Origin of the sequence: Kitasatospora sp. NPDC057595 (assembly GCF_042800875.1) — a bacterium.
Lineage (GTDB): Bacteria > Actinomycetota > Actinomycetes > Streptomycetales > Streptomycetaceae > Kitasatospora.
Genome location: NZ_JBHVGL010000004.1, coordinates 360305 through 383871 on the forward strand (window position 1 = coordinate 360305; position 23567 = coordinate 383871).

Sequence of the window (23567 nt, forward strand, 5' to 3'; positions counted from 1 at the left end):
GTGACCCGCCGGTAACCTCGCGCCCGCACCCTACGCCGCCGCGTGCGCCTCCACCCGGAACTCCGCACAACTCCCCGGGACACGCACACCGAACCCGTTCGCGCCCCCTCCCCAGCGCCGCGACCGCGTGTGACAATCGCGCGATGACGACCGCCCCGACCGCGTCGAAGAGCAGCGCCGAGGCCCCGGACGACCTCGCCGACCGGGCCGCCGAACTGGTCAGGGACGCCGTGCTCGGCGACCTCGCCCGCCGGGTGGTCGCCGACTGCGGCGCCGACGTCGGCCTGGTCGGCGTGCCCGAGCCGGGTGTGGCGGCGGCCGGGGGCGAGGGCATGGTGCTGCGGCACTGGGCCGGCACCCGGGCCGAGCTGCTGCACGACCTCCCGGTGCCGGCCGGCACCGGTCTCGGCGGCCGGGCGCTGGCCGAACGGGCACCCAGCTGGGCGCCCGACTACCGCGCCGACACCACCATCTCGCACCACTACGACGCCGCGGTCATCGCCGAGGACCTCTACGCGATGCTCACCGTGCCGCTGCTGCACGGCGGCACGGTGCACGGCGTGGTGTACGCCTCGCTGCGCGCGGTGGTCCCGTTCGGGGACGTCCGGATCGCCGCCGTGGCCAGGCTCGCCGAGGCCGCCACCCGGGCCCTGGCCGGGGCCGACGCCTGGCGTGGGACGGGGGTGCCCGCGGTGGGCCCCGCCGGTGCGCGAAGACCCCGGTGCGCCCCGCTCGCCCCGCTCACCCGGCGCGAGCACGAAGTGCTCCGCTGGGCGGCGACCGGCCGGACCAACCCGGAGATCGCCGCCCAGCTCGGCCTCACCTGCAACACGGTGACCGGCTACCTGAAGAGCGCCATGCACAAGCTCGGCGTCCGCAACCGCACCGAACTCGCCGTCACCGCCCGGGAGTCCGGCCTGCTCGACTGAACCCCCGGCCTGTGACGGTCAGTTGACCTTCCGCTCCCGCCCCGACCAGTAGGGCTCGCGGAGCCGGAACTTCTGCAGCTTCCCGGTGGTGGTGCGCGGCAGCGCGTCCCGGAACTCCACCGAGGTGGGCGACTTGTAGCCGGCCAGCCGCTGCTTGCAGTGCGCGATGAGATCGGCCTCGGTGAGCTCCGCACCCGGCTTCAGCACCACCAGCGCCTTGACCGTCTCGCCCCACTTGGCGTCCGGCACGCCGATCACCGCGACCTCGGCCACCGCCGGGTGGTCGTACAGGCAGTCCTCCACCTCGATCGAGGAGACGTTCTCCCCGCCGCTGATGATGACGTCCTTCTTGCGGTCCGAGATGGTCAGGTAGCCGTCCTCCAGCACGCCGCCGTCGCCGGTGTGGAACCAGCCGTCCCGCAGCGCCTCCGCGGTGGCCTCCGGCTGCTGCCAGTAGCCGTCCAGCACGACGTTGGAGCGCACCAGCACCTCGCCCTGCTCGTCCACCCGCACCTGGTTGCCGATCGCCGGGGCGCCCGCCTGCACCAGCTTCTCCGCCCGTCGCTCGGCGGGCAGTTCGTCCCACTCGGCACGGGTGCGGTTGACCGTCACCACCGGGGAGGTCTCGGTCAGGCCGTAGATCTGCATGAACTCCCAGCCGAGCTCGGACTCCATCCGCTGCACCACCGAGGTCGGCGGCGGCGCGCCGGCCACCACCATCCGCACCCGGTCCCGGCCGGGCACCGGGCCGTCCCACTCGGCCGCCGCGTCCAGCACCATCTGCACCACCGCCGGCGCGCCGCACAGGAAGGTCACCCCGTGCCGCTCGACCCGGCGCAGGATCTCGGCGCCGTCCACCTTCCGCAGCACCACGTGCTGCGCGCCCAGCCCGGTGAGCGAGAACGGCAGGCCCCAGCCGTTGGCGTGGAACATCGGCAGGGTGTGCAGGTAGACGTCCCGGTCGCTCGCCCCGAAGTGCAGGGCCATCAGCGTCGCGTTCAGCCAGACGTTGCGGTGGGTGAGCTGAACGCCCTTGGGGCGGGCGGTGGTTCCGCTGGTGTAGTTGATGGTCGCGGTGTCGTTCTCGTCGATCGCGTAGCGGCGCGGCGCGTTCCCGAAGTCGTACAGCAGCGCGTCGCTGTCCGCCCCGATCACGAACTTGTGCTTGGCGACCACCCCGGCCAGCGGCTCGGCCAGCTCCGGGTCGACCAGCAGCACCGAGGCGCCGCTCTGCTCGACGATGTACGACACCTCCTCCGCCTTGAGGCGGAAGTTCACCGGAACCAGCACCCGGCCGTGCCCGCTCACGCCGAACAGCGAGGTCAGCAGGCGCGCCGAGTTGTGCGACACGATCGCCACCCGCTCGCCGGGGCCGACGCCGAGCCGGTCGAGACCGGCCGCCTGCGCCCGCGCCAGCCCGGCGATCCGATGGTACGTCAGATCCGTCCAGGGTTCGGCGGGTTGCACCGGCTCGTCGACGATGCCGACCCGGTCGCCGTAGACCAGCTCGGCCCGGTCGAGGAAGTCCATCACGGAGAGTGGAATCTGCATGGGGCCCACTGTCCTCCGCCCACCGCCCCCTGCACACCCCCGATCGGGGGTGTCACCCGTCCGGGTCCCGCGGCCGGCCTCAGGCCCGGGAGGCGGCGGCCTCCGCCGCGCCGATCGCCGCCGCCAGCCGGTCCCGGGTCTCGGTCTGGGCGGCGATCCGGCGCTCCAGCACCGCCAGCCGCTCCCGGGCGATCCGCAGCGCGCCGGCCGACGGCGGCCCCAGCGTCTCGCGGTCCAGGCACCCCAGGAACGGGCGGACGTCCTCCAGGGTGAACCCGGCCTCCAGCAGCGCGCGGATGTTGCGCACCCGCACCACCGCGGCCTCGCCGTACACCCGGTACCCGTTGGGCGCGCGCCCGGAACCGATCAGTCCGGCCTGCTCGTAGTGCCGCAGCGCCCGGGCGGTCGTCCCCGTGGCCCGCGCCAGTTCGCCGATCCGCACCCGCCGGCCCCCCTCGCTCCGTGGCGGCGCTCAGCCGACCACCGCGCCCCCGTCCACCGGCAAGACTACGCCGGTCACGAAGGAGGCCTGCGGCGAGGCCAGTCGGGTGATGGCCCAGGCCACCTCGGCCGCCTCGCCGATCCGGCCGAGCGGGGTGTGCGCCAGCTGCCACGCCCGCAGCGCCGCCCGGTGTTCGGGGCCGATCCCGGCATGCATGGCGATCGGCGTCTCGATCGCGCCCGGGGCCACCGCCACGACCCGGATGCCGAGCGGTGCCAGCTCCACCGCCCAGCTGCGGGTCAGCGAGTCCACCGCGGCCTTGCTCGCGGCGTAGGCCGAATTCGTCGGCCAGCCGCGCTGTCCGACGGCGGTGCTGACGTTGACGATCACGCCCCGGCTCGCGGTGAGCGCGGGCAGCGCCGCCTGGGCGAGCAGGACGGGAGCCGTCAGATTGGTGGCCAGCAGCGCGCCGACGCCCTCCCGGGTGTAGCCGCCGAGCGTCGCGTGCGGGGCGATCCCCGCGTTGTTGACCAGGACGTCCAGCCGGCCGAACCGCTCCAGTGCCGCCCGGACGACCGTCTCCGGCCCGTCCGGTGCCGTGATGTCGGCGACTGTCGGCACGATCAGCCCCGGCGCCCGCTCCGCCGTCTCCGCCAGCGGCTCCGCCCGGCGTCCGACGGCCACCACCCGGGCCCCCTGTCCGGCGAAGGCCCGTGCCGTGGCCCGCCCGATCCCCGTCCCCGCTCCGGTGACCACCACCACCCGCAGCCCCTGTTCCCCTGCCCCGGTCACCGGCTCGTCCACCCGCGTCGTCTCGTTCATGCCCGCAACCCTCCAACCCTGCCGCCGGCGTCAAGGTCAAGCGCGGTCCCGGAGCGGAGGGGTCTCCTCCGGTTGGTCCGTCGGCGTTCCGCTGCTAGGAAGGGCGGCAGGAGATCCGTCCACGGGGGAGAGGCGCACCGATGACCGACCAACGTCCCGACAGCCTGTACGACGCGATCGGGGGGCTGGACGCCCTGCGGAGGCTGAGCAACACCTTCTACCGGGGCGTGCTCGCCGATCCGCTGCTCGCGCCGGTCTTCGCCCGGTTCACGCCCACCCACATCGAGCACGTCGCCGTCTGGCTGGCCGAGGTGTTCGGCGGCCCGGACCGCTTCACCACCGACCTCGGCGGCCACCGGGAACTGCTCCGCGCCCACCTCGGCCTCGCCATCACCGAGGAGCAGCGGCTGCGCTGGATGGAGCTGATGGCCGAGGCGGTGAACGCGGAGCTGCCCGAGGACGAGCTGTTGCGCCGCCGCGTCCTGGAGTACTTCGACTGGGGCACCAGGATCGCCGAGGACGTCTCCGCCTCCCCGGTCGGCACCGACCTCGGCGAACCGGGACCCACCCCGCGCTGGGGCTGGGAGGGCCTGAAGTGACGACCGTGCCCGCCGTCGCCGCACCGCGCGCCGAGGGGCTGTCGCTGCGCCCCTTCCTGCCGCAGGACGCGCCCGCCCTGCTCGACATCCACCGCGACCCGACGCTGCGCCGCTACATCCGCAACCAGGTGACCGACCTCGACGAGGCCGCCGGCTGGCTGGAGACCCAGGACCGCGGCCGCGCCGAGGGCAGTCGCTACTCCTTCGCCGTCCTGGAACGGGGCGTGCTGGTCGCCAACGTCGTGCTCAAGCGCGGTGCGCCGGGCAGCGCCGGATCCGAGGTGGGCTACTGGACGGCCGCCGCCGCGCGCGGCCGGGGCGTGGCCCCGCGCGCGCTGGCGGCGCTCACCGGCTGGGCGTGGGAGACCTTCGCCGCCGACGGGCTGGTCCGGCTGGACCTCTTCCACGAGGGGGACAACGCCGCGTCCTGCCGGGTCGCCGAGAAGGCCGGCTACCCGCTCGAGGCGCTCGTACCGGCCGCCCCGCCGCAGTACCCGCTCGACGGCCACTGGCACAGCCGGCCCGCCGGGGCCGCCGGATAACCGGTGGACCGGGGCGCCGATCGCCGTCAGAGTGGCCGCCATGGCTTCTCTTGTGCGACATGTGACGATCGACTGCGCCGACCCCTACACCCTGGCCCTGTTCTGGGCGCAGGTGCTGGACGGCACCCTGGCCGAGGACGACAACCCCGGTGACCCGGAGGCCGTGGTCGAGTCGGCCGGCGCCTCGCTGCTCTTCATCCGGGTGCCCGACGGCAAGTCCGTCAAGAACCGCGTCCACCTGGACGTCCAGCCGCAGGACCGCACCCGGGACGAGGAGGTGGAGCGCCTCCTCGCCCTGGGTGCGACGCTGTTCGAGGACCACCGCACCCCGGACGGCAAGGGCTGGGCGACCCTCACCGACATCGAGGGAAACGAGTTCTGCGTCGAGCGCAGCGCCGCCGAGCGGATCGCCACCGAGGCCACGACCGGCTGACCCCAGGATCTACTCGACGGCCGCCCGCCAGCTCCAGGAGGTCCGGCGCGGGCGGCCGTCGAGCTCACCGCGGCCGGTGCACCAGAGCAGCACCTCCACCGGATCCCCGGCGGGCGCGTCGGGGAAGAGCCGGGCCAGCACGGCCGTGGCGAGCCGCTCCGGGGGCCGCCAGTCCAGGCCGAGCCCGAGGGCGATGTCATGGGTGTGCACCAGGGTCTCGGTGACGCCCATCGCGGCGAAGCCGGCCGGGTCGCACGGCCCGTGGTGGTACGCCCGCAGGGTGGGCGGGGCCGCGTCCAGGGCGGTGGCCAGCAGCTGCGCGCAGGCCGTGACCACGGTCAGCACCTCGGCCGGACCGGCCTCCGGGCGCACCGTCAGGTCCAGCGGCAGGTAGCGGTCGGCGGGCCGGGCGGCGAGCTGGCCGGCGTAGGCGAGCAGGTCGTGCGCGATGTGGGCGGCGGTCTCCCAGCAACTCCACTCCAGCAGTCCGGCGGGTGCCTCCCAGCGGGCGCCGCCGGCCTCGGCGGCGGGCCCCAGGACGGCCGTCAGCTCGCCGAGCGCCGCCCGGACGTCATCACCGTTCAACGGACGATCAGTCATCGGCCCACCGTCTCACCCGTTCCCGCGTGTCCGCCAGGGTGCCGCCCGCCCCGGGTGCTACTGCTGGCTCCGGATCCCCACCCGGCCGCCCTCCCGCCGCCCCGGAGAACAGGTAGGTACCCCCATGGCCAGCATCGCCGTGTTCGGCGCCAACGGCACCATCGGCAGCGCCGTCGTCGCGGAGGCCGCCGCGCGCGGCCACCGGGTGACGGCGGTCGTCCGCACCCCGTCCCGCTTCGACGCCGCGCGCTACCCGGCGGAGGTGTCCGTCGAGCGCGGCGACGTGCTGGACCCGGCGGACGTGGCCCGGGTCGCGGCCGGGCAGGACGCCCTGGTCAGCGCGGTCGGCGGCGGCGACGGCCCGGGCCACCGGGCGCTGATCGAGCCGGCCGCCCGGACGCTGGTCGAGGGGCTTCGCCGGCTCGGCGGCGAGGCGCCCAGGCTGATCTCGGTCGGCGGCGCGGGCAGCCTGGAGACCGCGCCCGGCACCCGGGTCTGGGACACCCCTGGCCTGCCGGAGGCGGTGCTGGAGATCATGCACGCGCACGGCGACGCGCTGGAGTACTACCGGACGGTCGCGGACGTGCGCTGGACGGTGCTCAGCCCGGCCGCGCAGATCGGCCCGGGGGAGCGTACCGGCGGCTACCGCACCGCGCTGGAGCAGCTGCTCACCGACGCGGCGGGGGAGAGCCGGATCTCGGTGCCGGACTACGCGGTGGCGCTGGTCGACGAGATCGAGCAGCCCGAGCACATCGGCGAGCGCTTCACCTGCTGCGCCCTCTGACCGGCGCGACCAGGCCGACCGCGCCGGCCAACCGCGCCGGCCGACCGCGCCGGCCGGGCCGTCAGCCGAGCTGGATCGAGCGCTTCGCCAGGCCCATCCAGAACCCGTCGATCACCGTGCGCTGGCCCGCCAGTTCGTCCTCCGCCGCGCCGAGCGTGACGAACAGCGGGGCGAAGTGCTCGGTGCGCGGGTGGGCGAGCCGCCCGGCCGGGGCCTTCTGCTCGAAGTCGAGCAGCGCGTCGAGGTCCTGGGCCTCCAGCGCGCGCCGGCCCCAGTCGTCGAACTCGGCCATCACCGAGGTGACCCGGCCGTCGCGGCTGAGCGCCCGCAGGTTGTGGGTGAAGAAGCCGCTGCCGACGATCAGCACGCCCTCGTCGCGCAGCGGGGCGAGCCGGCGGCCGATCTCCAGCAGCCGCTGCGGGTCCAGGGTCGGCATGGAGACCTGGAGGACCGGGATGTCCGCCTCCGGGAACATCTCCACCAGCGGGACGTACGCGCCGTGGTCGAGGCCCCGGTCGGGGATGTCCTGGACGGGCGTCCCGGGGGCGCGCAGCAGCTTGCGCACGCGCTCGGCGAGCTCCGGTGCGCCGGGGGCGGCGTACTGGACGCGGTAGTAGTGCTCGGGGAAGCCCCAGAAGTCGTAGACCAGCGGCACGGTGGTGACGGCGCCGAGCGCGAGCGGGGCCTCCTCCCAGTGCGCGGAGACCATCAGGATCGCCTTGGGGCGCGGCAGGCCGGCGGACCAGGCGGCCAGCTCACCGGGCCAGATCGGGTCGTCGGCGAGCGGCGGCGCGCCGTGCGACAGGTAGAGGGCGGGCATGCGCTCGGGGGCGGCGGTGCTCATGGCGACTGTTCTCCTCTGACCCTCGGGGGTGGTGCTCAGCGGCTGGATACGGGCTGGTAGTTCAAATTTGAACCCGACGTTTTAGACCGTACACCTTCGTTCGAATTTGAACAATAGGAGTACGATCACCCCATGCCCTCCACCTCGTCCGCACCTTCGGCGCCCCCCTCCGCCGCCTCCCCGTACGAGCCCCGGTGGCTCGACGAGGAGGAGATGGCCGCCTGGCGGAGCTTCGTCACCGCGAGCAACCTGCTCAACCGTCGCCTGGAACGCCAGCTCAAGGAGGAATCGGGCCTCTCCCACACCCAGTACGAGATCCTCGTCCACCTCTCCGCCGCCCCGGCCGGCTCGCTGCGCATGACCGAGCTGGCGGACATCCTGGTCACCTCCAAGAGCGGGCTGACCTACCAGGTCACCCAGCTGGAGAAGATGGGTCTGGTCGGCCGCCGCTCCTGTCCCAGCGATGTGCGCGGCGTCTTCGCCGAGCTCACCGAGCAGGGGAGCGAGATGCTGCGCGAGGCCGCCCCCGGCCATGTCGCCCTGGTCCGCGAACTGCTCATCGACGTGCTCACCCGGGAGCAGCTGGCCGTGCTCGCCGACGGCCTCGGCCAGGTCAGCGCCCGGCTGCGGCTCGACGACGCCCTCTGAACCCCCGGAAACCCTCGGCTACCCTCGGCAACCCTCGGTAATCCTCAGCCCTCGAACCCTCCACCCTCGTCCGCTCGGGCTGCTGCCGCCTCGGCCGCCTCCGCCGCCTTGGCGAGCAGCAGCTCCCGCTCCCGGACGTTGCGGGTGAGCCCCGCCGCCCGCTCGAACTCCGCCCGCGCCTCGGCGCCCCGCCCCAGCCGCGCCAACAGGTCGCCCCGGACGCTGGGCAGCAGGTGGTACGCGTGCAGCGCCGGCTCGGCCGCCAGCGCGTCCACCACCTCCAGCGCCACAGCCGGTCCCTCGGACATCGACAGTGCCACCGCCCGGTTCAGCTCCACCACCGGGGACGGCGTCAGCGCCATCAGCCGGCCGTAGAGCGCGGCGATGGTCGCCCAGTCGGTGTCCTCGTAGCGCGCGGCCCGGGCATGGCAGGCGGCGATCGCGGCCTGCACGGAGTACGGCCCGCCGCCCGCCCGCCCCAGGGCGGTGAGCCCGCGCCGGATCAGCAGCCGGTCCCAGCGGGCGCGGTTCTGGTCGGCGAGCAGCACCGGCTCACCGCCCGGCCCGGTGCGGGTGGCCGTCCGGGAGGCCTGGAACTCCAGCAGCGCCGCCAGCCCGTGCGCCTCCGGCTCCGCGGGCATCAGCGCGGCCAGCAGCCGGGCCAGCCGCAGCGCGTCCTCGCAGAGCGCGGGCCGCAGCAGGTCGTCCCCGGCGGTCGCCGAGTAGCCCTCGTTGAAGATCAGGTAGACGACCTCCAGCACGGAGGAGAGCCGGGCCGCCCGCTCGTCCCCGTACGGGACCTCGAACGGTATCCCGGCCTGCGCCAGCGTCCGCTTGGCGCGCACGATCCGCTGGGCCACGGTCGGCTCGGTGCTGAGGAACGCCCGGGCGATCTCGGCCGTGGTCAGCCCGCCGAGCAGCCGCAGGGTGAGCGCGATCCGGGCCGGCGCCGACAGCACCGGGTGGCAGACGGTGAAGATCAGCCGCAGCAGGTCGTCGTCGATGTCGTCCGGCCCGGACGGCTCGGGCGGCGGGACGTCCTCCAGCGCCCGCCCGACCTCGGCGAGCTTGCGCGCGTAGGTCTCCCGGCGGCGGACCAGGTCGATCGCGCGGTGCTTGGCGGTGGCCATGAGCCAGGCGCCCGGACGGTCCGGGACGCCCGACTCGGGCCACTGCTCCAGCGCGGCGACCAGCGCGTCCTGCGCCAGCTCCTCGGCGATGCCGACGTCGCGCACGATCCGGGTGACCCCCGCGATGATCCGCGCGGACTCGATCCTGAAGACGGTCTCGACCGTCCTGGCCGCCTCCACCGCCCCCGCCGTCCGCGCCGGCTCGGCCGTTCCCGCGTTGCGCTCCGTCACGATCACCCATCAGAGCAGCCGCCGCCCACCGCGGCAAACCACCGCCCCGTCGGTCACGCCTCCGGCGGCGTGGTGCCCTCGTCGAGCTGGCGCAGCTCGGCGCCGACGTGCCAGTGCGCCGGGTGCGTCTCCAGGAAGCGCCGGGTCCACTCGATCGCCTCGGCCTTGTCCTTGCACTGCATGAGCGCGTAGCCGCCCACGACCTCCTTGGTCTCGGTGAACGGGCCGTCGGTGCAGCTCACCTTCCCGCCGTCCCAGAGCAGCCGGGTGCCCTCCTTGGTGGGCAGCAGCCCGGCGGTGTCCAGCATCACCCCGGCCTTGGTGATCTCCTCGAACAGGGCGCCCATCCGCTGCTCGAAGCCGGGGTCGGAGCGGAATTCGGAGGCCTGCTGCTCGTCGATGCGGATCAGTGACAGGAAACGCGGCATGGTGGCTCACTCCTCGTCGGTGTGCGGGCGGGGCCTCTCCCCGCCTCTCACCCCTGCGTCGAACGGGCGGCGGCCGTTTCGACAGCCGGCCCGGAAATTCTTCCGGGCCTCCTCCCGGCCGGTCACCGGCTCCGTGGTTTCATGATCGAATACCCGCATGATCGGTGAACTCCTGCTCGAACTCCTGCCGGATGTCGTGACCGACTCGCTGTTCTCCCGGCGGCGCGATCGTCGCGAGCGCGCCGAGCTCGACCGGATGCACACGTCGTTCCACTTCGGCCACCCGGTGCGGTTCGAGGCCCGGGTGATCGGCAAGCTGCCCTACTGCGACCCGGCCGGCGCCTTCCTGCACGCCACCCCCACCGGCCTGCGACTGACCCGGACCCACGCGCAGGACGCGCCGGACCTGCCCGGCGGGCCGCTCCCGGTGGACGTCCTGGAGACGGTGGCCGTCCGCCCCCGCCGCTCGGGCGACCCGCGTGAGGTCCTGCGCTCCTGGCACCTCGTCGAGTGCCGCGACGGCGACGCCACCGTCCTGATCGCCTGCGAGCCCGAGCACCTGCCGTTCGTCCTCTCGCCGCTCCGCTCCACCGGTTCCCTCCCCGAGTCCACTCCGTAGCGGGGAGGATGGGGGCATGACCATCGATCACGCTTTCGCGCAGCGGTTCGCCGAGGAGTGGGTGGCGGTGTGGAACGCCCGCGACCTGGAGGGCGTCCTCGCGCACTACACCGACGACGTCGTCTTCGTCTCGCCCCGGGTCGTCAGCTTCCTCGGGGACCCGTCGGGGGAGGTGCGCGGCAAGGACGCGCTGCGGGCGTACTGGAGCAAGGCCCTGGCGCTGCTGCCCGACCTGCACTTCACCCTGGACTCGGTGCGGGTCTCGGTCGACACGATCGTGCTCGACTACCGCAACGAGCGCGGCGTGGCCGTCGCGGAGGCGCTGACCTTCCGGGACGGCCTGGTCTGCCGCGGCTTCGGGGCGTACGGGCCGGAGAGCTGACGCGGGGTCGTCGCACGGCACGGGAGGGGTGCGCGGAACGCACCCCTCCCCGTACCGCCACGGGAACCTGCGGGGCCTACCGCCCCTGCCCCGCCCCGGAGTTCTTCGCCGGCCGCAGCTCGGCCGCCAGCGGCTCCGCCTTGGCCCGCTTCACCGCCAGCGCGCGGGCCAGGTCGAAGGCCGCCACCGGATCCTCCTGCTCGCTCCACGGCCGCGCGCCGCACCACGGCCCGATCGCCCGGAACTGCTCCAGCGCGACCCCGTAGGCGTCCGCCTCGCCGGCGAAGTGCGCCAGCAGGTGCCGCAGCTGCGGCAGCCGCTCGTCGTCCGGCCGGACCTGCCGGAGCTGGGCGGCGAGGTTCTCGATGCGCCACTTGGTCTTGTCCGCCGTGATCGTGCCGGCGATGCTGCGCCGCTCCTCCAGCTCCGCGAGGGCGTGCAGGTAGATCCCGCCCAGCGGGCTCCCGGGCGGGGCCGCGTCCATGGCACGCTCCGCGAAGGCCAGCATCTGCTTGTCGGAGCCGAACCACTTCTCGCACCAGTACTGCATGGCCTGCCAGTGGCCGTCGTAGTGGTACCAGGCGCGCTTCATCAGCTCGTCCCAGGCCTCCTGGAACCGCTCCGGGGTGAACTGCGCCCCGCGTGCCGCTGTCACGATCACCACCCACGGACCCGGGTTCGCCGGGTCCAGCAGGGCCGCCCGGCGGGCCGCCTCGATCGCGGCCGGCAGCAGCTCGCGGAAGGCGTTGATCGCGTCGTCGCCGACCTCGCCGCGGTAGCCGGAGCCGCGCACCTCCCAGGCGCGGTGCACCATCAGCTTCGCCTCCAGGGTGGCGGCGTCGCAGTTGCCGGGCTCGGCGGAGCGCCAGGCGCCCAGCCAGCCGTCCCCGTCGCCGGCGATCGCGGCCAGCAGGCCCAGCCGCTCCCACCGCTCGTCCCAGTTGTCGCCCGCCTCGGCGACGTGGGCGGCCGCCGGGCGCCAGTCCCCGGCCCAGGCCGCGTCGGCGATCGCCTGCGAGCGCTTCCGCCGCTCCAGCGGGGCGGGCGGTCCGGACCGGGTCGGGTCCAGCCGCTCGCGCGGCGGCATGCCGTACGCCGCCGGGTCGAAGCCGTCCCGGGCCCACTTCAGATGGCGCTTGCGGCGGACGATCCGGTAGACGACGTAGCCCACCAGGAAGATGACGAGGATCAGCAGACGTATCACGACGGCGAATCATCCCCGGTGGGAGGTGGTGCGTGCAAAACCGAAAACGGTTCGCCGAATGCGGCGTCTCATGGAAGCATCCGCGCGTATGGGGACGATTCTGCACGGCACGCACGTCACGCTCCGCCCGGCGGTCGCCGGGGACATCCCGGCCCTGGTCGCGATCCGCCGCACCCCCGAGGTCTACGTCCGCTGGCGCGGTGGCGAGGACCTCACCGACGCCGTCACCACCGATCTCGCCGAGTCCGACACCGAGACCTTCGCCATCGAGGCCGAGGGCCGGCTCGTCGGCGCCGTCCAGTGGTACGCCAACGACGACGACGAGTACCGCCACGCCGGTCTGGACATCTACCTCGACCCGGCCTGCCACGGCCGCGGCTACGGCACCGACGCCGTGCGCACCCTGGCCCGCCACCTGGTCGGCCACCATCGCTTCCACCGGCTGGTCATCGACCCGGCGGTCGACAACCTGCCAGCGATCCGCTGCTACGAGAAGGTCGGCTTCCGCCCGGTGGGCGTGATGCGCCGGTACGAGCGCGACGCCGACGGCGGCTGGCACGACAACCTCCTGATGGACCTGCTCGCCGAGGAACTCCTCTGAGCGGCGGCGGCCGAGACGCTCGGTCGGGGCCGTTCGGCCGGGCGCGCCCGGCCGGGGCCGCTCAGTGGTCCGCGCGCAGCGGCTCGCCGGTGCGGTGGAGGTGGGCGAAGATCTCGCGGTAGGAGCGGAGCAGCCCGGTCTCGTGGTACGGGATGCCCTTCTCCGCGCAGAACCGGCGGGTGATCCGGGCGGCACGCGGGAGCGCCGGGGTCGGCATGCTGGGGAAGAGGTGGTGCTCCACCTGGTAGTTGAGGCCGCCCATCAGCGTGTCGAGGACGGGGTTGCCGCGGACGTTGCGCGAGGTCAGCACCTGGCGGCGGAGGAAGTCCAGCCGCATCTCCGGCGTCACCATCAGCATGCCCTTGTGGTTCGGCGCGAAGACGCAGCCCAGGTAGACGCCGAGCAGGGCCTGGTGGACGGCGAGGAAGGCGACCGCCTTCCCGGCCGGCAGGGCGGTGAAGACGGCCCCGAAGTAGGCCGCGAAGTGCAGGACGAGCAGGCCGCCCTCCAGCCCGGGGCGCTTCAGGTACGGGGCGCGCAGCGCCCGGAAGCTGTTGTAGCTGAGGTTGAGGCCCTCCAGCAGGAGCAGCGGGACGAACAGGAAGGCCAGTCGCCTGCCGATGAACCGGGCGACCCCGCGTGACTGCCGGGCCTGGTCCTGCGACCACACCACGATGTCGGGCGCGACGTCCGGGTCCCGGCCCTCGTGGTTGGGGTTGGCGTGGTGGCGGGTGTGCTTGTTCATCCACCAGCCGTAGCTCATGCCCATCAGCAGGTTGGCGACGATCCGCCCGCCGAACTCGCTCCCGCGACGTCCTCCGATGACCTGGCGGTGCGCCAGATCGTGGGCCAGCAGGCCGAGTTGACCGAAGATGACGGCCATCGCGGCGGCCAGAACGAGCTGCTTCCAGGTGTCGCCCAGGGCGAACAGGGCGTACCAGCCGCCCACGAACGCGGCCAGCGTGACGCCGAAGCGGACCGCGTAGTAGCCGGGGCGGCGGTCGAGCAGCCCCTCCTCGGCTATCCGGCGGGTGAGCTGGGCGAAGTCGCTGCCGTCCGGGACGCGGCGCGGGGGTGCGGCCGGGGCCGGGGGCGGAAGGGTCGTGGACTCTGGGCTCATGGCAGGAAGTCTGGTGGCCCGGTCGCCGTCCCGGAACCGGAGAAACCCCCTTCCCGAGGGGGGAGTTAACCCCCCTTCCCGGGGTGGGCCACCCCCCTGGTGCGGCGCGCCCGGGGTTGACGTCGGCGCGGGGGTTCCACCACCCTTCCACTAATCAAATAGTGAAAGGGTGGTTTGTTCATGTGGTTGCTCCGCGGGGTGCTCCGCCGCCTCCGTCGGCCCTGGGTCCTGTCCTGGGGGCTGGCCGCGCTGTTCGCGGTGCTCTACTCCTGCGTCGCCGTCAACCGGCACCGGCGCGTCCTGACCCAGGCCTACGACCTGGGGATCTTCGAGCAGGCGGTGCGCGCCTACGCGGACGGCCGGGCACCGGTCGTGCTGCTCAAGGGCCCCGGCTACCACCTGCTCGGGGACCACTTCCACCCGGTGCTGGTCACCCTCGCCCCGCTCTACCGGGCGTTCCCCGATGCCGTGACCCTGCTGCTCGCCCAGGCGGTGCTGATGGCACTGGCCGTGGTGCCGCTCAGCCGGTGGGCCCACGAGGTCGGCGGCCCGCGCCTCGCGGGCACCGTCGGCTGCCTGATCGGGCTGTCCTGGGGGATCGTCGAGGCAGTCGCCGACGACTTCCACGAGATCGCGTTCGCCGTGCCGCTGCTGGCCTTCGCGGCCACCGCGCTCGGGCGGGGGCGGTTGGTCGCGGCGGTGCTCTGGGCGCTGCCGCTGGTGCTGGTGAAGGAGGACCTCGGGCTGACCGTGGCCGCCGTCGGCGTGCTGGTCTTCCGGCGGGCCCCGCGGGGCGGCGGGATCCGGGCGCTGGGCTTCGGGGCGGCGCTCTTCGGACTCGGCGCGACGGCGCTGACCATGCTGGTGGTGCTGCCGTCGTTCAACCCCGGCGGCGACTTCGCCTACTGGGGGCAGCTGGGGGCCGGGAAGGCCGTCGGCGCGCCGTGGGAACTGGCGGGCCGGCTGGTCTGGCCGCCGCTGAAGTGGCTGCTGCTCGGGCTGGCCGCCGCGACCGCCGGGTTCCTCGGGCTGCGGTCGCCGCTGGCGCTGCTCTGCGTGCCGACCGTGGGGTGGCGGCTGATCGCCGACAACCCGCACTACTGGGGCGTGGGCTACCACTACAGCGCGGTGCTGATGCCGCTGCTGATCGCGGCCCTGGTGGACGCCCTGGAGCGGACCGGCGCCTTCGCCCGCCGGCCCGGCGCTTCCGGTCCTGCCCCCTCGGACGGGCCGCCCGCTCCCGTCGCGCCGGGCGGTGCCGCCGTTCGCCGGGCCCGGCGGGCGCTGGCCGTCGCCGTGCTGGTCGCCGTCGTGACGCTCCCGGTCTACCCGCTGCACGAGCTCGCCGCCCCCGGGGCCTGGGCCACCTCGCCCCGCCTCGCGGCGACCAGGGCGCTGCTCGCCCGGATACCCGACGGCGCCACCGTCGCCGCGTCCAACCGCCTCGCCGCGCAACTGGCCGGGCGCACCACGGTCGGCCTGGTCTGCCGAGAGCCGGTGCCGTCGTTGGCCGACGACCTGTCGGACGGTCCGCAGTGGGTGGCCGTCGACCTGGCCGACCCGAGCGTGCACGCCCCCTGCGCGATCGAGGACACCCGCCGGATGCTCGGCCGGTACGAATCGTTCGGCTACCGGCCGGTCGTGGCCGACGGCGATCTGCGACTGCTGCGTCGCCCGTAGCCGGCCAGGGCGGCCAGGGCGGCCAGAGCGGCCGGGGCGGATCGGAAGGTCCGGGGACCCCCGCTTCGACTTGACCACGACCTTGCGGTTTGCCACGATTCCACTAATAAACTAGTGAAAGGGTGATGCGGGTGTGATCGAATACCGCATCGAGCGGCGTAGCGGCGTCTCCACCTACCAGCAGATCGTGCAGCAGACCAAGCAGGCGCTGCGGCTCGGTGTGCTCCAGCCCGGGGACAAGCTGCCGACCGCGCGGGAGGTGGTCGAGCAGACCGCGATCAACCCGAACACCGTACTGAAGGCCTACCGCGAACTGGAGCGCGAGGGGCTGGTCGAGCCCCGGCCGGGGCTCGGCACCTTCGTCCGCCGGTCGCTCGCCCGGCCCGGGGCGGCCGCCGACGGGCCGCTGCGGGCCGGGCTGGTGGGGTGGGTCGACGAGGCCCGCGCGGCCGGACTCGACCGCGAGGACATCGCCGCGCTGATGGCCTCCGTACTGGAGCAGCGCTTCGAGACGGGCGTCCCGGCGGCGCCGCACGGGTCGACCGGGCCGGAGGGTCCGGCCGCAACGGACTAGGGAGGGCGGGGGGACCGCATGACGGACACGACATCCGTACCGGAGGGCGCGGCACCGGCCGAGGACCGGCCGGCCGTCGAGGCGGTGGGGCTGGGCAAGCGGTACCGGCGCGACCTGTGGGCGCTGCACGACTGCACCTTCACCGTCCCGGCCGGCCGGATCTGCGGCGTGGTCGGGGCGAACGGGGCGGGCAAGAGCACCCTGCTGACCCTGGCGGCCCGGCTGATCGAGCCGACCGAGGGCGAACTGCGGGTGTTCGGCGAGGCGTTGAGCACCCCGGAGTCGCGCGCCCGGGTCGCCTACGTCACCCAGGAGAAGCCGCTCTACCCCTCCTTCACGGTGGCGGAGACCCTGCGCATAGGGCGCGAACTCAACCCCGGGTGGGACGAGGAGACCGCTCAACGGGTCATCGACATGGGGGAGCTGCCGGGCCGTGCGCGCATCGGCGCGCTCTCCGGCGGCCAGCGCACCCGGGTCGCGCTCGCGCTCGCCCTCGGTAAGCGTGCCGAACTGCTGCTGCTCGACGAGCCGATGTCCGACCTCGATCCGCTCGCCCGCCACGAGCTGATGGGCGTGCTGATGGCCGAGGCCGCCGAACGCGGCACCACCATCCTCGTCTCCTCGCACATCCTTCCCGAACTCGACGGCGTCATCGACCACTTGCTGCTGGTCCAGGCGGGCCGGATCCGGTTGGCCGGCGACCTGGAGGAGATCCTGGACGGCCACCAGCTGCTCACCGGCGTCGCCGACGGGGCCGCCCTGCCCGCCGGTACCGCGGTGGAACGGCGGGTCCGGGGCCGCCAGGTCACCGCGCTGCTGCACACCGGTGAACCGGTCGACGGGCCGTGGGAGTCGACCCGGCCGAGCCTGGAGGAACTGCTGCTGGCCTACCTCCGCACCCCGCTCCCCACTGCCGTCACCGCCCCCGATCGCGAGGCCGTCGCATGAGCACCAGCACCCTGACCGGCCCGTCCGCCGAGGTCCGCCCCGCCGGTCCCTCCCGGGGCGCCTCCCGCGGACCGGGCGGCGTGCTCTGGCTGGCCTGGCGGCAGAGCCGGGTGGCGGTGCGGACGATGGTCATCCCGGCGCTCCTCGCCGCGCTCGTCCTGATCGCCATGCACGCCCTCATCCAGGACCGGGTCGAGACCATGCGCCGGATCGGCTGCCTCGAAACGGGGGTGTGGGACCTCACGTGTCAGGTGCAGAGCGGGCGGATCGGGATGCTGAGCTGGATGTTCATGAACATCGTGCAGCCCGCCGTCACCGCCGTCCCGGTCCTGCTCGGCATGTTCCTCGGCGGGCCCCTGCTCGCCCAGGAGTACGAGAGCGGCACCCTGCGGGTGGTGCTGGCGCAGTCCGTCACCCCGCACCGCTGGCTGGCGGCCCGGCTCGCCGTCCCGGGCGCCGTCGTGCTGCTGCTGTCCGCCGTGCTGTCGGCGCTCACCACCTGGGTGTGGCGGTCGGACATGGTGAGGGGGACGTGGAACTTCGACCCGCCGTTCCAGGGGTTCACCTATCCCGTGCTCGGCACGGTCCCGGTCGCCTGGGCGCTGTTCGGTACGGCGCTGGGGGTGCTGGTCGGCCAACTGGTGCGGCGCACCGTCATCGCGGTGCTGGTGAGCGGTGCGGCGGTGGTGCTCGCCCATGCGGTGATGCTCGCGGTACGGCCGTTCTTCTGGCCCCTGGTCGAGGAGGAGCAGGGGTACAACAACCGGCTGGGCGGCTTCGCCCAGCCGGCCAACGCCTGGCTGGTGGAGCACGGGGTGGTGCTCGCGGACGGCACCAGGCTGACGAACGCCGAATGCGCGATCTCGTCCGAGGTCTGTGCAGCCGCGCCGACCTCCTGGGGGCGGTACCACCCGGTGTCGCACTTCGTCCCGATACAGCTCGTCGAGACCGTTCTGCTGCTGGTCCTCACCGCCCTCGTGGTGACCACCGTGTTCCGCCGGCTCACCCGGGCCGGGGTCTGACCGGACCGGCGGCCGCTCGCCGTCCGATTCCGGTCTACTGTCCGCGTGCCCGGCCGACCAGACTGGGACGGTTGCACGGCCGGGCGTGTTGTCCGCCGTGACGGGAGCCCCTGAAGGCGCGGAAGGAGCACGGCGCAGCATGACCGAAGCCACGACCGACCCCACGGACAGCGCGCAGGGCGGCACGCGGGACGGCACGGCGGATGGAGCGGCGGGCACCCCGCGGATCGCCGTCATCGGCGCCGGGCCCGCCGGCCTCACCCTTGCCCGGATCCTGCGGGTCCACGGCATCGCCGCCACCGTGTACGAGCGCGAGCCCGCCCGGGACGTCCGGGGCCAGGGCGGCACCCTCGACCTGCACGGCGACACCGGCCAACGGGCCCTGCGGGAGGCGCGGTTGACCGAGGAGTTCCGGGCGAAGGCCCGGCCGGAGGGCGAGGACTTCCGGGTCGTCGACAAACACGGCACCGCGCACCCCGCCTTCGCGAGCCGCCCCGCCCCGGGCGCGGACACCGCGGACACCGTCGATGCCGCGGACGGCGGCCGGCCCGGGCGCCCCGAGATCGACCGCGGCGACCTGCGCGAGCTCCTCCTCGACTCGCTCGACCCGGCCGCCGTCCGCTGGGGCCATCGTCTCGAACGCGCCGAGCCGCTCGGCTCCGGCCGGCACCGGCTGCACTTCGCCAACGGCGCGGTGGAGACCTGCGACCTGCTCGTCGGCGCGGAGGGCGCCCACTCGCGGGTCCGCCCGCTGCTCACCTCCGCCGAACCCCACTACACCGGCGTCAGCCTGGTCGAACTCGGCATCCCCGACGCCGATCGCACCGCCCCGGGCACGGCCGCCGAGGTCGGCCACGGCAGCCTGTTCGCCTTCCACGACAACAAGGGCCTGGTCCTCCAGCGCAACAGCGACGGCCGGATCCGGATCTACGCGTTCTTCCGGTGCCCCGAGGACTGGCTGACGGAGACCGGCCTCGCCGCGCACGACCCGGACCGCACCCGGGCCGCCGTCGCCCGCCACTTCGCCGACTGGGCACCGGAGTTCCGCGCCGCGCTGGAGGCCTGCGACGACACCCTGCGCACCCAGCGGCTGGAGAAGCTGCCGGTCGGCCTGACCTGGCCGCGCCGCCCGGGCGTCACCCTGGTCGGGGACGCGGCGCACCTGATGTCGCCGTTCGCGGGCCAGGGCGTCAACCTCGCGATGTGGGACGCGGCCGAACTCGCCCTCGCGGTTGCCCCGGTGCTCGGCCGGTTCGCCGCGGAGGGCGCCGATGCCGTCGACGCGGCCGACGCCCTCGACACGGCCGTCGGCGGCTACGAGAAGGCGATGTTCGAGCGGGGCGCGTTCTGGGCCGGGATCTCCGCGTTCAACCACGACCGGGTGCTCGCCCCCGACGGCCACGAGAACCTGCACCTCATGGCGGGCCCGCCGCAGGGCGGCCGAGCGGACGGCGGCCGAGCGGACGGCGGGTGACCGCCTGAACCGCCGCCGGGCGCTCCCGGCGGCTGTTCAGGCCCCGGTGCAGCCGCAGGAACGGCGGACCACCATCCGGGCCGGGAACATCCGGGCCCCGGGGGCCGGCGGCGTCGCGCCGTCCGTGCCCGCACCCAGCACCAGGTCGACGGCGGCGCGGGCCATCTCCGTCTGGGCGGTGGCCACGCTGGTCAGCGGCGGCCCGGCGATCACCGCCTCGGCGATGTCGTCGAAGCCCGCCACCGCGAGGTCCTCCGGTACCCGGATGCCCAGGTCGTCGGCGGCCCGCAGCAGGCCGATCGCCTGGTCGTCGGTCGCGCAGAACACGGCGGCCGGCCGGTCGGCGCGCGCCAGCAGCGCGAGCGCCTCCCGGTGCGCCCGCACGCGGTCGAACGGCGCCGGTGTCAGCCGGCCCTCGGCGGACAGCCCGGCCTCGGCGAGCGCGGCGGCCCAGCCCGCGGTGCGGAAGGTCACCGGGTCGGTCGGGCTGAGGGCGAAGGTGCCGCCGAAGCAGTGCACTTCGGCGTGCCCGTGGCCGAGCAGGTGGCGGACGACGTCGCGGGCGCCGCCCTCGTCGTCCGCGACCACCGCGATCCCGCGCTCCGTCTCGGCGCGGTGGTGCAGCAGCACGACCGACGTCCCCTCGGTGGCGTCCACGCCGGTGAGGCCGGGGGCGGAGGGGTCCTGGGTCACCAGGATCAGGCCGTCCACCTGCATGCCGAGGAAGGCGCGGATGTAGTGGGCCTCGCGCTCGTCCGCGTAGTCGGAGTTGCCGATCAGCAGCAGCCGCCCGCGCTCGGCGGCGGCGCGCTCCACGGTGTGCGCGAGTTCGGCGAAGAAGGGCTGGCGGGCGTCCGGCACGACCATGCCGATGAGGTCGGTGCGCCGCCGGGCCATCGCCTGCGCGACCCGGTTCGGCCGGTACCCCAGCTCCTCGACGACCGCGAGCACCCGGGCCCGCGTCGCGGCCGCCACCGGGCGCGGTCCATCGTTGATCACATAACTCACGACCGCAGTCGACGTTCCCGCCGCCCTCGCCACGTCGTCCCGCGTCACCCTTGCCATGACCGCGAGCCTACACACCGCCACCGACCGTCCTCACGGTCATTTCACCGGATGGACGGGTGGCGTGGTGCCGGGTGCGGTGGCGGTGCGACGGCCGCACGGTGGCCGCACGGTGGCCGTGCGACGGCCGTGCGGCGGGGTGTCGCGGTGGAGGGGAAGGGTGCTTCCGGCCTTCCGGGGTGCGTTGACGGCCCGTCAGTAAGCGTGGTCGGCCGTGACGTCCGCCGACAGCCGCAGGGCGCGCTCGGCCGGTTCGCCGCGCAGGGCGAGCAGGGTCTGGGTGAGCGCGTCCACCACCGTCAGGTGGGCGATCCGGCTGGCGGTGGTCTCCAGGCCGAAGACGAGGTCCTGGCCGCCGGCGACCAGGGTGTGGGCGGCGGCGTCGGCGAGCGGGGAGCGGGCGTAGCTGGTGAGGGCGACCACGGTGGCGCCGTTGTCCCGGGCGAGGCGGGCCGCGTCGACCACGGTGCGGGTGGCACCGGTGTGGCTGACGGCCAGGCACGCGGCGGTGGGCGGCAGTTGGGCGGCGGCCAGCTGGGCGGTGATCGGGTCGGCGGGGGAGTCGGTGCGCAGGCCCAGCGCGCTCAGCCGGTACGCGGCGTCCACGACCACCGCGCCGGACAGGCCCGCGCCGAGGACCAGCACGTGGTCGGCGGCGTTCAGCGCCCCGGCCGCGGCCCGCAAGCGGTCGGGGGTGAGCGTGGTGGCGATCCCGTCGAGCGCCTCGCGGGCGGCGCGCACGGTTTCGGCGAGCGCCCGGGCGGCCGGGTCCCGGGTGTCGGCGGGGTCGGGCCCGGGGGCCGGGGCCTGCCGGACGGCGGCGATCTTCAGCTCCTGGTAACCCCGGAAGCCGAGCCGCTGGCAGGCGCGGACCACCGAGGAGGGCGCCGTCCCGGCCAGTTCGGCGACGTCGCTCACGCTGAGGCCGACCAGATCGGCGCCCCGGGCCAGGACCACCCGGGCGACCCGCGCCTCGCTGCCGCGCAGGTCGCCGAGCCGGGCGCGGATGTGCGCGGCCAGCTGGGACTCCAGCGGGGAAAAATCGGAATGCTCTTCCATGGGCTGAGTGTATCGTGGAATCCGATTCCGAGGGCGGGTGATCCGCCGGTCCCTCGGCCGTCCATCGGAGGGGAGCCCCGTCATGCCCGCCGCCGTCCCCGTGGCCGTCCTGACCGCCGCCGTGCTGCACGCGGTCTGGAACGGGCTGGCGCACCGGATCCAGGACAAGCTGGTCGGCTTCGCGCTGATCAACCTCGCGTACACCGCCTGCGCGCTGGTCCTGGTGGTGCTCAACCCGCTCCCGGCGGCCGCGGCCTGGCCGTACCTGATCACCTCCGTGGTGCTCCAGGTGGCCTCCCAGCTGCTCCTGCTGCGCGCCTACCAGCTGGGGGACTTCGGGCAGATGTACCCGATCGCCCGCGGTTCGGCGCCCCTGCTGGTGGCGGTGCTGTCGGTCACCCTCCTCGGCGACCGGCTCGGCACCGGGGAACTGCTCGGGGTGGCCGTGATCTCCTGCGGACTGGCCGGACTGGCCTTCGCCCACGGGATGCCGGGCCGGGCCCAGCTGCCCGCGCTCATGGCGGCGGCCGGCACCGGGGTGATGATCGCCGCGTACACCGTGTCGGACGGCGGCGGCGTGCGGCACGCGGGCACGGTCGGCGGTTACGTCGCCTGGCTGTTCCTGCTCCAGGGGCCGGTGCTGGCACTGATCGCCTGGGCGCGCCGGGGCCGGGGCCTGCTGGCCGGGGCCGGTCCGGCGGTCCCGTTCGGGCTGATCGGCGGGGTGCTGTCGCTGACCGCCTACGGGCTGGTGGTCTGGGCGCAGTCCCGGGGGAACCTCGCGACGATCGCCGCGCTGCGCGAGACCAGCATCGTGATCGCCGCGCTGATCGCCACCGTGGTCTTCCGCGAGCGCCTCGGGCGGCTGCGGATGGCGGCGAGCGCGACGGTCCTGGCCGGGATAGCCGTCCTGGAGCTGGCCCACCCCTGAGGGCCGGCTCCAGGACGGCGGCGGCCGACGCCGCGTGGCGCGGGCCGGGCTGCGGGCTGCCGGCCTCGGGCCGCAGGACTCAGGGGACGATGACCGTCAGCGAGCTGCTGGTCACCGAGAAACCCATCTCCTCGTAGAGCCGCTGGGCCCGGTTGCCCTCGGTCACCGCCAGCCCGATCTCGGTCCGGCCCCCGGCGACGAGGTCCGCGAGGACGCGCCGCAGCAGGTCGCGGCCGAGGCCGGGGTAGCCGAGCGCCGGATCGCGGAACACATGGGCGATCCAGGGCAGCCCGTCCCAGTCGGTCAGGACGGCTCCGGCCACCACCCGGTCGGCCTCGTCGACGACCAGGGCGCTGACGGGCAGCAGCGGCCCTATGACCTCCCCGGCGAGCAGTTCGGCGAGCCGCCGCACCGCGAGCCGGTCGCCGTCCGCCTCCTCCGGGCGGTGGTCGGGGTGGCCGGGGCCGAAGGCGGCCATCGAGGCCGCGACCAGCGCCTCGGCCGGGCGGTCGCACGGCACGGTCCGGAACCCGTCCCGCAGCGGCGTCCGGGCCCAGGCCTCCCAGCCCTCGGCGGGCGGGGCGCCGGTGAGCTCGCGGTGCATGGTGTGGCCGTGGCGCAGCACCGAGGCGCCCTGCCGCACCAGCTCCTGACCGAGCTCGACCGGTCCGGAGACCACCCAGCCCGCCATCTCCGCCCGCACGTACCCGGCCAGGGCGGGCAGGTCGCCGCGCGGGTCGACCACCTCCAGCTGGTCGGCCCAGGGGCGTCCCTCCCGCTCCCCGAGCCCGTACCGCACGAGGGCGACGCCGTCCGCCCCGTAGCCGTACCGCCAGTCGGTTTCCGTCTCCGCCACGCCGCTCGTCCGATCCTCGCCCGGCGGCACACCCCTCGCGTGCCGTCTA

General features: G+C 74.5%; 27 protein-coding genes. 15 read left to right on the forward strand and 12 right to left on the reverse strand.

All coding sequences use genetic code 11. The features are described from left to right. Positions 1 to 143 precede the first annotated feature (143 nt). Positions 144 to 929 (forward strand): LuxR C-terminal-related transcriptional regulator, encoded by a 786-nt coding sequence (locus ACFU9E_RS09880; RefSeq protein ID WP_380685053.1) that lies wholly within the window; start codon positions 144 to 146, stop codon positions 927 to 929. An 18-nt stretch (positions 930 to 947) separates the two neighbouring features. Here the strand turns inward: ACFU9E_RS09880 and ACFU9E_RS09885 are convergent, their stop codons facing one another. The 3 genes from ACFU9E_RS09885 to ACFU9E_RS09895 form a co-directional block, all read right to left on the reverse strand. Further along, positions 948 to 2480 carry an AMP-binding protein gene (locus tag ACFU9E_RS09885; RefSeq protein ID WP_380685052.1) on the reverse strand — a complete coding sequence of 511 codons (1533 nt, stop codon included), beginning with the start codon at positions 2478 to 2480 and terminating at the stop codon, positions 948 to 950. A gap of 79 nt (positions 2481 to 2559) precedes the next feature. Next, entirely contained in the window at positions 2560 to 2922 is a 363-nt protein-coding gene (locus ACFU9E_RS09890) for a MerR family transcriptional regulator (protein WP_380685051.1), read from the reverse strand. Between the two features lie 30 nt (positions 2923 to 2952). Further along, positions 2953 to 3744, reverse strand: a complete 792-nt coding sequence (locus tag ACFU9E_RS09895) for an SDR family NAD(P)-dependent oxidoreductase (protein ID WP_380685049.1) — start codon at positions 3742 to 3744, stop codon at positions 2953 to 2955. A gap of 140 nt (positions 3745 to 3884) precedes the next feature. On the opposite strand from ACFU9E_RS09895, the gene ACFU9E_RS09900 reads away from it, so the two are divergent. Genes ACFU9E_RS09900 through ACFU9E_RS09910 form a run of 3 tightly spaced genes read left to right on the forward strand, consistent with a single transcriptional unit; the run spans position 3885 to position 5318 of the window. Beyond that, complete coding sequence (locus ACFU9E_RS09900) at positions 3885 to 4343, forward strand: group II truncated hemoglobin (protein ID WP_380685048.1); 459 nt, start codon at positions 3885 to 3887, stop codon at positions 4341 to 4343. Beyond that, the gene (locus tag ACFU9E_RS09905) at positions 4340 to 4885 is read left to right on the forward strand and encodes a GNAT family N-acetyltransferase (protein WP_380685047.1); all 546 of its coding nucleotides are present in this window, start codon (positions 4340 to 4342) and stop codon (positions 4883 to 4885) included. The genes ACFU9E_RS09900 and ACFU9E_RS09905 overlap by 4 nt, the downstream gene beginning before the upstream one ends. A 40-nt stretch (positions 4886 to 4925) precedes the next feature. Further along, positions 4926 to 5318 carry a VOC family protein gene (locus ACFU9E_RS09910; protein WP_380685046.1) on the forward strand — a complete coding sequence of 131 codons (393 nt, stop codon included), beginning with the start codon at positions 4926 to 4928 and terminating at the stop codon, positions 5316 to 5318. Between the two features lie 9 nt (positions 5319 to 5327). Here the strand turns inward: ACFU9E_RS09910 and ACFU9E_RS09915 are convergent, their stop codons facing one another. Then, positions 5328 to 5918, reverse strand: coding sequence for a maleylpyruvate isomerase N-terminal domain-containing protein (locus tag ACFU9E_RS09915; protein WP_380714886.1), 591 nt, complete (start codon positions 5916 to 5918; stop codon positions 5328 to 5330). A gap of 124 nt (positions 5919 to 6042) precedes the next feature. Here ACFU9E_RS09915 and ACFU9E_RS09920 point away from each other — a divergent pair, with 124 nt between their 5' ends. After that, positions 6043 to 6702, forward strand: a complete 660-nt coding sequence (locus ACFU9E_RS09920; RefSeq protein ID WP_380684181.1) for an NAD(P)-dependent oxidoreductase — start codon at positions 6043 to 6045, stop codon at positions 6700 to 6702. Between the two features lie 61 nt (positions 6703 to 6763). Here the strand turns inward: ACFU9E_RS09920 and ACFU9E_RS09925 are convergent, their stop codons facing one another. Then, complete coding sequence (locus ACFU9E_RS09925; protein WP_380684180.1) at positions 6764 to 7546, reverse strand: dioxygenase; 783 nt, start codon at positions 7544 to 7546, stop codon at positions 6764 to 6766. 132 nt (positions 7547 to 7678) lie between these two features. Here ACFU9E_RS09925 and ACFU9E_RS09930 point away from each other — a divergent pair, with 132 nt between their 5' ends. Further along, entirely contained in the window at positions 7679 to 8194 is a 516-nt protein-coding gene (locus tag ACFU9E_RS09930; protein ID WP_355368711.1) for a MarR family transcriptional regulator, read from the forward strand. Positions 8195 to 8238: 44 nt separating this feature from the next. Here ACFU9E_RS09930 and ACFU9E_RS09935 read toward each other — a convergent pair whose 3' ends face one another. Both ACFU9E_RS09935 and ACFU9E_RS09940 read right to left on the reverse strand, forming a co-directional pair. Next, positions 8239 to 9504 (reverse strand): RNA polymerase sigma factor, encoded by a 1266-nt coding sequence (locus ACFU9E_RS09935; RefSeq protein WP_380684183.1) that lies wholly within the window; start codon positions 9502 to 9504, stop codon positions 8239 to 8241. A 104-nt stretch (positions 9505 to 9608) separates the two neighbouring features. After that, a complete protein-coding gene (locus ACFU9E_RS09940) occupies positions 9609 to 9983 on the reverse strand; it encodes a YciI family protein (RefSeq protein WP_380684179.1) in 375 nt (124 codons plus the stop codon). 157 nt (positions 9984 to 10140) lie between these two features. Between ACFU9E_RS09940 and ACFU9E_RS09945 the strand changes: the two genes are divergently transcribed. Both ACFU9E_RS09945 and ACFU9E_RS09950 read left to right on the forward strand, forming a co-directional pair. Beyond that, the gene (locus ACFU9E_RS09945; RefSeq protein ID WP_380684178.1) at positions 10141 to 10602 is read left to right on the forward strand and encodes a hypothetical protein; all 462 of its coding nucleotides are present in this window, start codon (positions 10141 to 10143) and stop codon (positions 10600 to 10602) included. A gap of 16 nt (positions 10603 to 10618) precedes the next feature. Continuing rightward, the gene (locus ACFU9E_RS09950) at positions 10619 to 10984 is read left to right on the forward strand and encodes a nuclear transport factor 2 family protein (protein ID WP_380684177.1); all 366 of its coding nucleotides are present in this window, start codon (positions 10619 to 10621) and stop codon (positions 10982 to 10984) included. Between the two features lie 76 nt (positions 10985 to 11060). Here the strand turns inward: ACFU9E_RS09950 and ACFU9E_RS09955 are convergent, their stop codons facing one another. Then, positions 11061 to 12188 (reverse strand): hypothetical protein, encoded by a 1128-nt coding sequence (locus tag ACFU9E_RS09955; RefSeq protein ID WP_380684176.1) that lies wholly within the window; start codon positions 12186 to 12188, stop codon positions 11061 to 11063. 88 nt (positions 12189 to 12276) lie between these two features. Here ACFU9E_RS09955 and ACFU9E_RS09960 point away from each other — a divergent pair, with 88 nt between their 5' ends. Then, entirely contained in the window at positions 12277 to 12789 is a 513-nt protein-coding gene (locus tag ACFU9E_RS09960) for a GNAT family N-acetyltransferase (protein WP_380684175.1), read from the forward strand. 61 nt (positions 12790 to 12850) lie between these two features. Here the strand turns inward: ACFU9E_RS09960 and ACFU9E_RS09965 are convergent, their stop codons facing one another. Then, entirely contained in the window at positions 12851 to 13909 is a 1059-nt protein-coding gene (locus tag ACFU9E_RS09965; protein ID WP_380684174.1) for a fatty acid desaturase family protein, read from the reverse strand. 180 nt (positions 13910 to 14089) lie between these two features. On the opposite strand from ACFU9E_RS09965, the gene ACFU9E_RS09970 reads away from it, so the two are divergent. The 5 genes from ACFU9E_RS09970 (at position 14090) to ACFU9E_RS09990 (ending at position 19607) form a co-directional block, all read left to right on the forward strand. Then, positions 14090 to 15589 carry a DUF2079 domain-containing protein gene (locus tag ACFU9E_RS09970; RefSeq protein ID WP_380684173.1) on the forward strand — a complete coding sequence of 500 codons (1500 nt, stop codon included), beginning with the start codon at positions 14090 to 14092 and terminating at the stop codon, positions 15587 to 15589. A gap of 133 nt (positions 15590 to 15722) precedes the next feature. Then, a complete protein-coding gene (locus ACFU9E_RS09975; protein ID WP_355368697.1) occupies positions 15723 to 16163 on the forward strand; it encodes a GntR family transcriptional regulator in 441 nt (146 codons plus the stop codon). Between the two features lie 18 nt (positions 16164 to 16181). Continuing rightward, positions 16182 to 17111, forward strand: a complete 930-nt coding sequence (locus ACFU9E_RS09980) for an ABC transporter ATP-binding protein (protein ID WP_380684172.1) — start codon at positions 16182 to 16184, stop codon at positions 17109 to 17111. Further along, complete coding sequence (locus ACFU9E_RS09985) at positions 17108 to 18133, forward strand: ABC transporter permease subunit (RefSeq protein ID WP_380684171.1); 1026 nt, start codon at positions 17108 to 17110, stop codon at positions 18131 to 18133. Before ACFU9E_RS09980 ends, ACFU9E_RS09985 begins: the two co-directional genes overlap by 4 nt. A 139-nt stretch (positions 18134 to 18272) precedes the next feature. Further along, positions 18273 to 19607, forward strand: a complete 1335-nt coding sequence (locus ACFU9E_RS09990; protein ID WP_380684170.1) for an FAD-dependent oxidoreductase — start codon at positions 18273 to 18275, stop codon at positions 19605 to 19607. A gap of 36 nt (positions 19608 to 19643) precedes the next feature. On the opposite strand, the gene ACFU9E_RS09995 is transcribed toward ACFU9E_RS09990, so the two are convergent. Together ACFU9E_RS09995 and ACFU9E_RS10000 are read right to left on the reverse strand one after the other, a co-directional pair. After that, positions 19644 to 20672, reverse strand: a complete 1029-nt coding sequence (locus ACFU9E_RS09995) for a LacI family DNA-binding transcriptional regulator (protein WP_380685113.1) — start codon at positions 20670 to 20672, stop codon at positions 19644 to 19646. A 195-nt stretch (positions 20673 to 20867) separates the two neighbouring features. Then, the gene (locus ACFU9E_RS10000) at positions 20868 to 21731 is read right to left on the reverse strand and encodes a MurR/RpiR family transcriptional regulator (RefSeq protein WP_380685114.1); all 864 of its coding nucleotides are present in this window, start codon (positions 21729 to 21731) and stop codon (positions 20868 to 20870) included. A gap of 82 nt (positions 21732 to 21813) precedes the next feature. Here ACFU9E_RS10000 and ACFU9E_RS10005 point away from each other — a divergent pair, with 82 nt between their 5' ends. Next, positions 21814 to 22662, forward strand: a complete 849-nt coding sequence (locus ACFU9E_RS10005) for an EamA family transporter (protein ID WP_380685115.1) — start codon at positions 21814 to 21816, stop codon at positions 22660 to 22662. 79 nt (positions 22663 to 22741) lie between these two features. On the opposite strand, the gene ACFU9E_RS10010 is transcribed toward ACFU9E_RS10005, so the two are convergent. After that, entirely contained in the window at positions 22742 to 23518 is a 777-nt protein-coding gene (locus ACFU9E_RS10010; protein WP_380685116.1) for a GNAT family N-acetyltransferase, read from the reverse strand. Positions 23519 to 23567: the final 49 nt, after the last annotated feature.

Coding starts and splice junctions, on each gene's coding strand:
- ACFU9E_RS09880 (WP_380685053.1), top strand. CDS start 144: ATGACGACCGCCCCGACCGCGTCGAAGAGCAGCGCCGAGGCCCCGGAC.
- ACFU9E_RS09885 (WP_380685052.1), bottom strand. CDS start 2,480: ATGCAGATTCCACTCTCCGTGATGGACTTCCTCGACCGGGCCGAGCTG.
- ACFU9E_RS09895 (WP_380685049.1), bottom strand. CDS start 3,744: ATGAACGAGACGACGCGGGTGGACGAGCCGGTGACCGGGGCAGGGGAA.
- ACFU9E_RS09900 (WP_380685048.1), top strand. CDS start 3,885: ATGACCGACCAACGTCCCGACAGCCTGTACGACGCGATCGGGGGGCTG.
- ACFU9E_RS09910 (WP_380685046.1), top strand. CDS start 4,926: ATGGCTTCTCTTGTGCGACATGTGACGATCGACTGCGCCGACCCCTAC.
- ACFU9E_RS09915 (WP_380714886.1), bottom strand. CDS start 5,918: ATGACTGATCGTCCGTTGAACGGTGATGACGTCCGGGCGGCGCTCGGC.
- ACFU9E_RS09920 (WP_380684181.1), top strand. CDS start 6,043: ATGGCCAGCATCGCCGTGTTCGGCGCCAACGGCACCATCGGCAGCGCC.
- ACFU9E_RS09925 (WP_380684180.1), bottom strand. CDS start 7,546: ATGAGCACCGCCGCCCCCGAGCGCATGCCCGCCCTCTACCTGTCGCAC.
- ACFU9E_RS09930 (WP_355368711.1), top strand. CDS start 7,679: ATGCCCTCCACCTCGTCCGCACCTTCGGCGCCCCCCTCCGCCGCCTCC.
- ACFU9E_RS09940 (WP_380684179.1), bottom strand. CDS start 9,983: ATGCCGCGTTTCCTGTCACTGATCCGCATCGACGAGCAGCAGGCCTCC.
- ACFU9E_RS09945 (WP_380684178.1), top strand. CDS start 10,141: ATGATCGGTGAACTCCTGCTCGAACTCCTGCCGGATGTCGTGACCGAC.
- ACFU9E_RS09950 (WP_380684177.1), top strand. CDS start 10,619: ATGACCATCGATCACGCTTTCGCGCAGCGGTTCGCCGAGGAGTGGGTG.
- ACFU9E_RS09960 (WP_380684175.1), top strand. CDS start 12,277: ATGGGGACGATTCTGCACGGCACGCACGTCACGCTCCGCCCGGCGGTC.
- ACFU9E_RS09965 (WP_380684174.1), bottom strand. CDS start 13,909: ATGAGCCCAGAGTCCACGACCCTTCCGCCCCCGGCCCCGGCCGCACCC.
- ACFU9E_RS09970 (WP_380684173.1), top strand. CDS start 14,090: ATGTGGTTGCTCCGCGGGGTGCTCCGCCGCCTCCGTCGGCCCTGGGTC.
- ACFU9E_RS09980 (WP_380684172.1), top strand. CDS start 16,182: ATGACGGACACGACATCCGTACCGGAGGGCGCGGCACCGGCCGAGGAC.
- ACFU9E_RS09985 (WP_380684171.1), top strand. CDS start 17,108: ATGAGCACCAGCACCCTGACCGGCCCGTCCGCCGAGGTCCGCCCCGCC.
- ACFU9E_RS09990 (WP_380684170.1), top strand. CDS start 18,273: ATGACCGAAGCCACGACCGACCCCACGGACAGCGCGCAGGGCGGCACG.
- ACFU9E_RS09995 (WP_380685113.1), bottom strand. CDS start 20,672: ATGGCAAGGGTGACGCGGGACGACGTGGCGAGGGCGGCGGGAACGTCG.
- ACFU9E_RS10000 (WP_380685114.1), bottom strand. CDS start 21,731: ATGGAAGAGCATTCCGATTTTTCCCCGCTGGAGTCCCAGCTGGCCGCG.
- ACFU9E_RS10005 (WP_380685115.1), top strand. CDS start 21,814: ATGCCCGCCGCCGTCCCCGTGGCCGTCCTGACCGCCGCCGTGCTGCAC.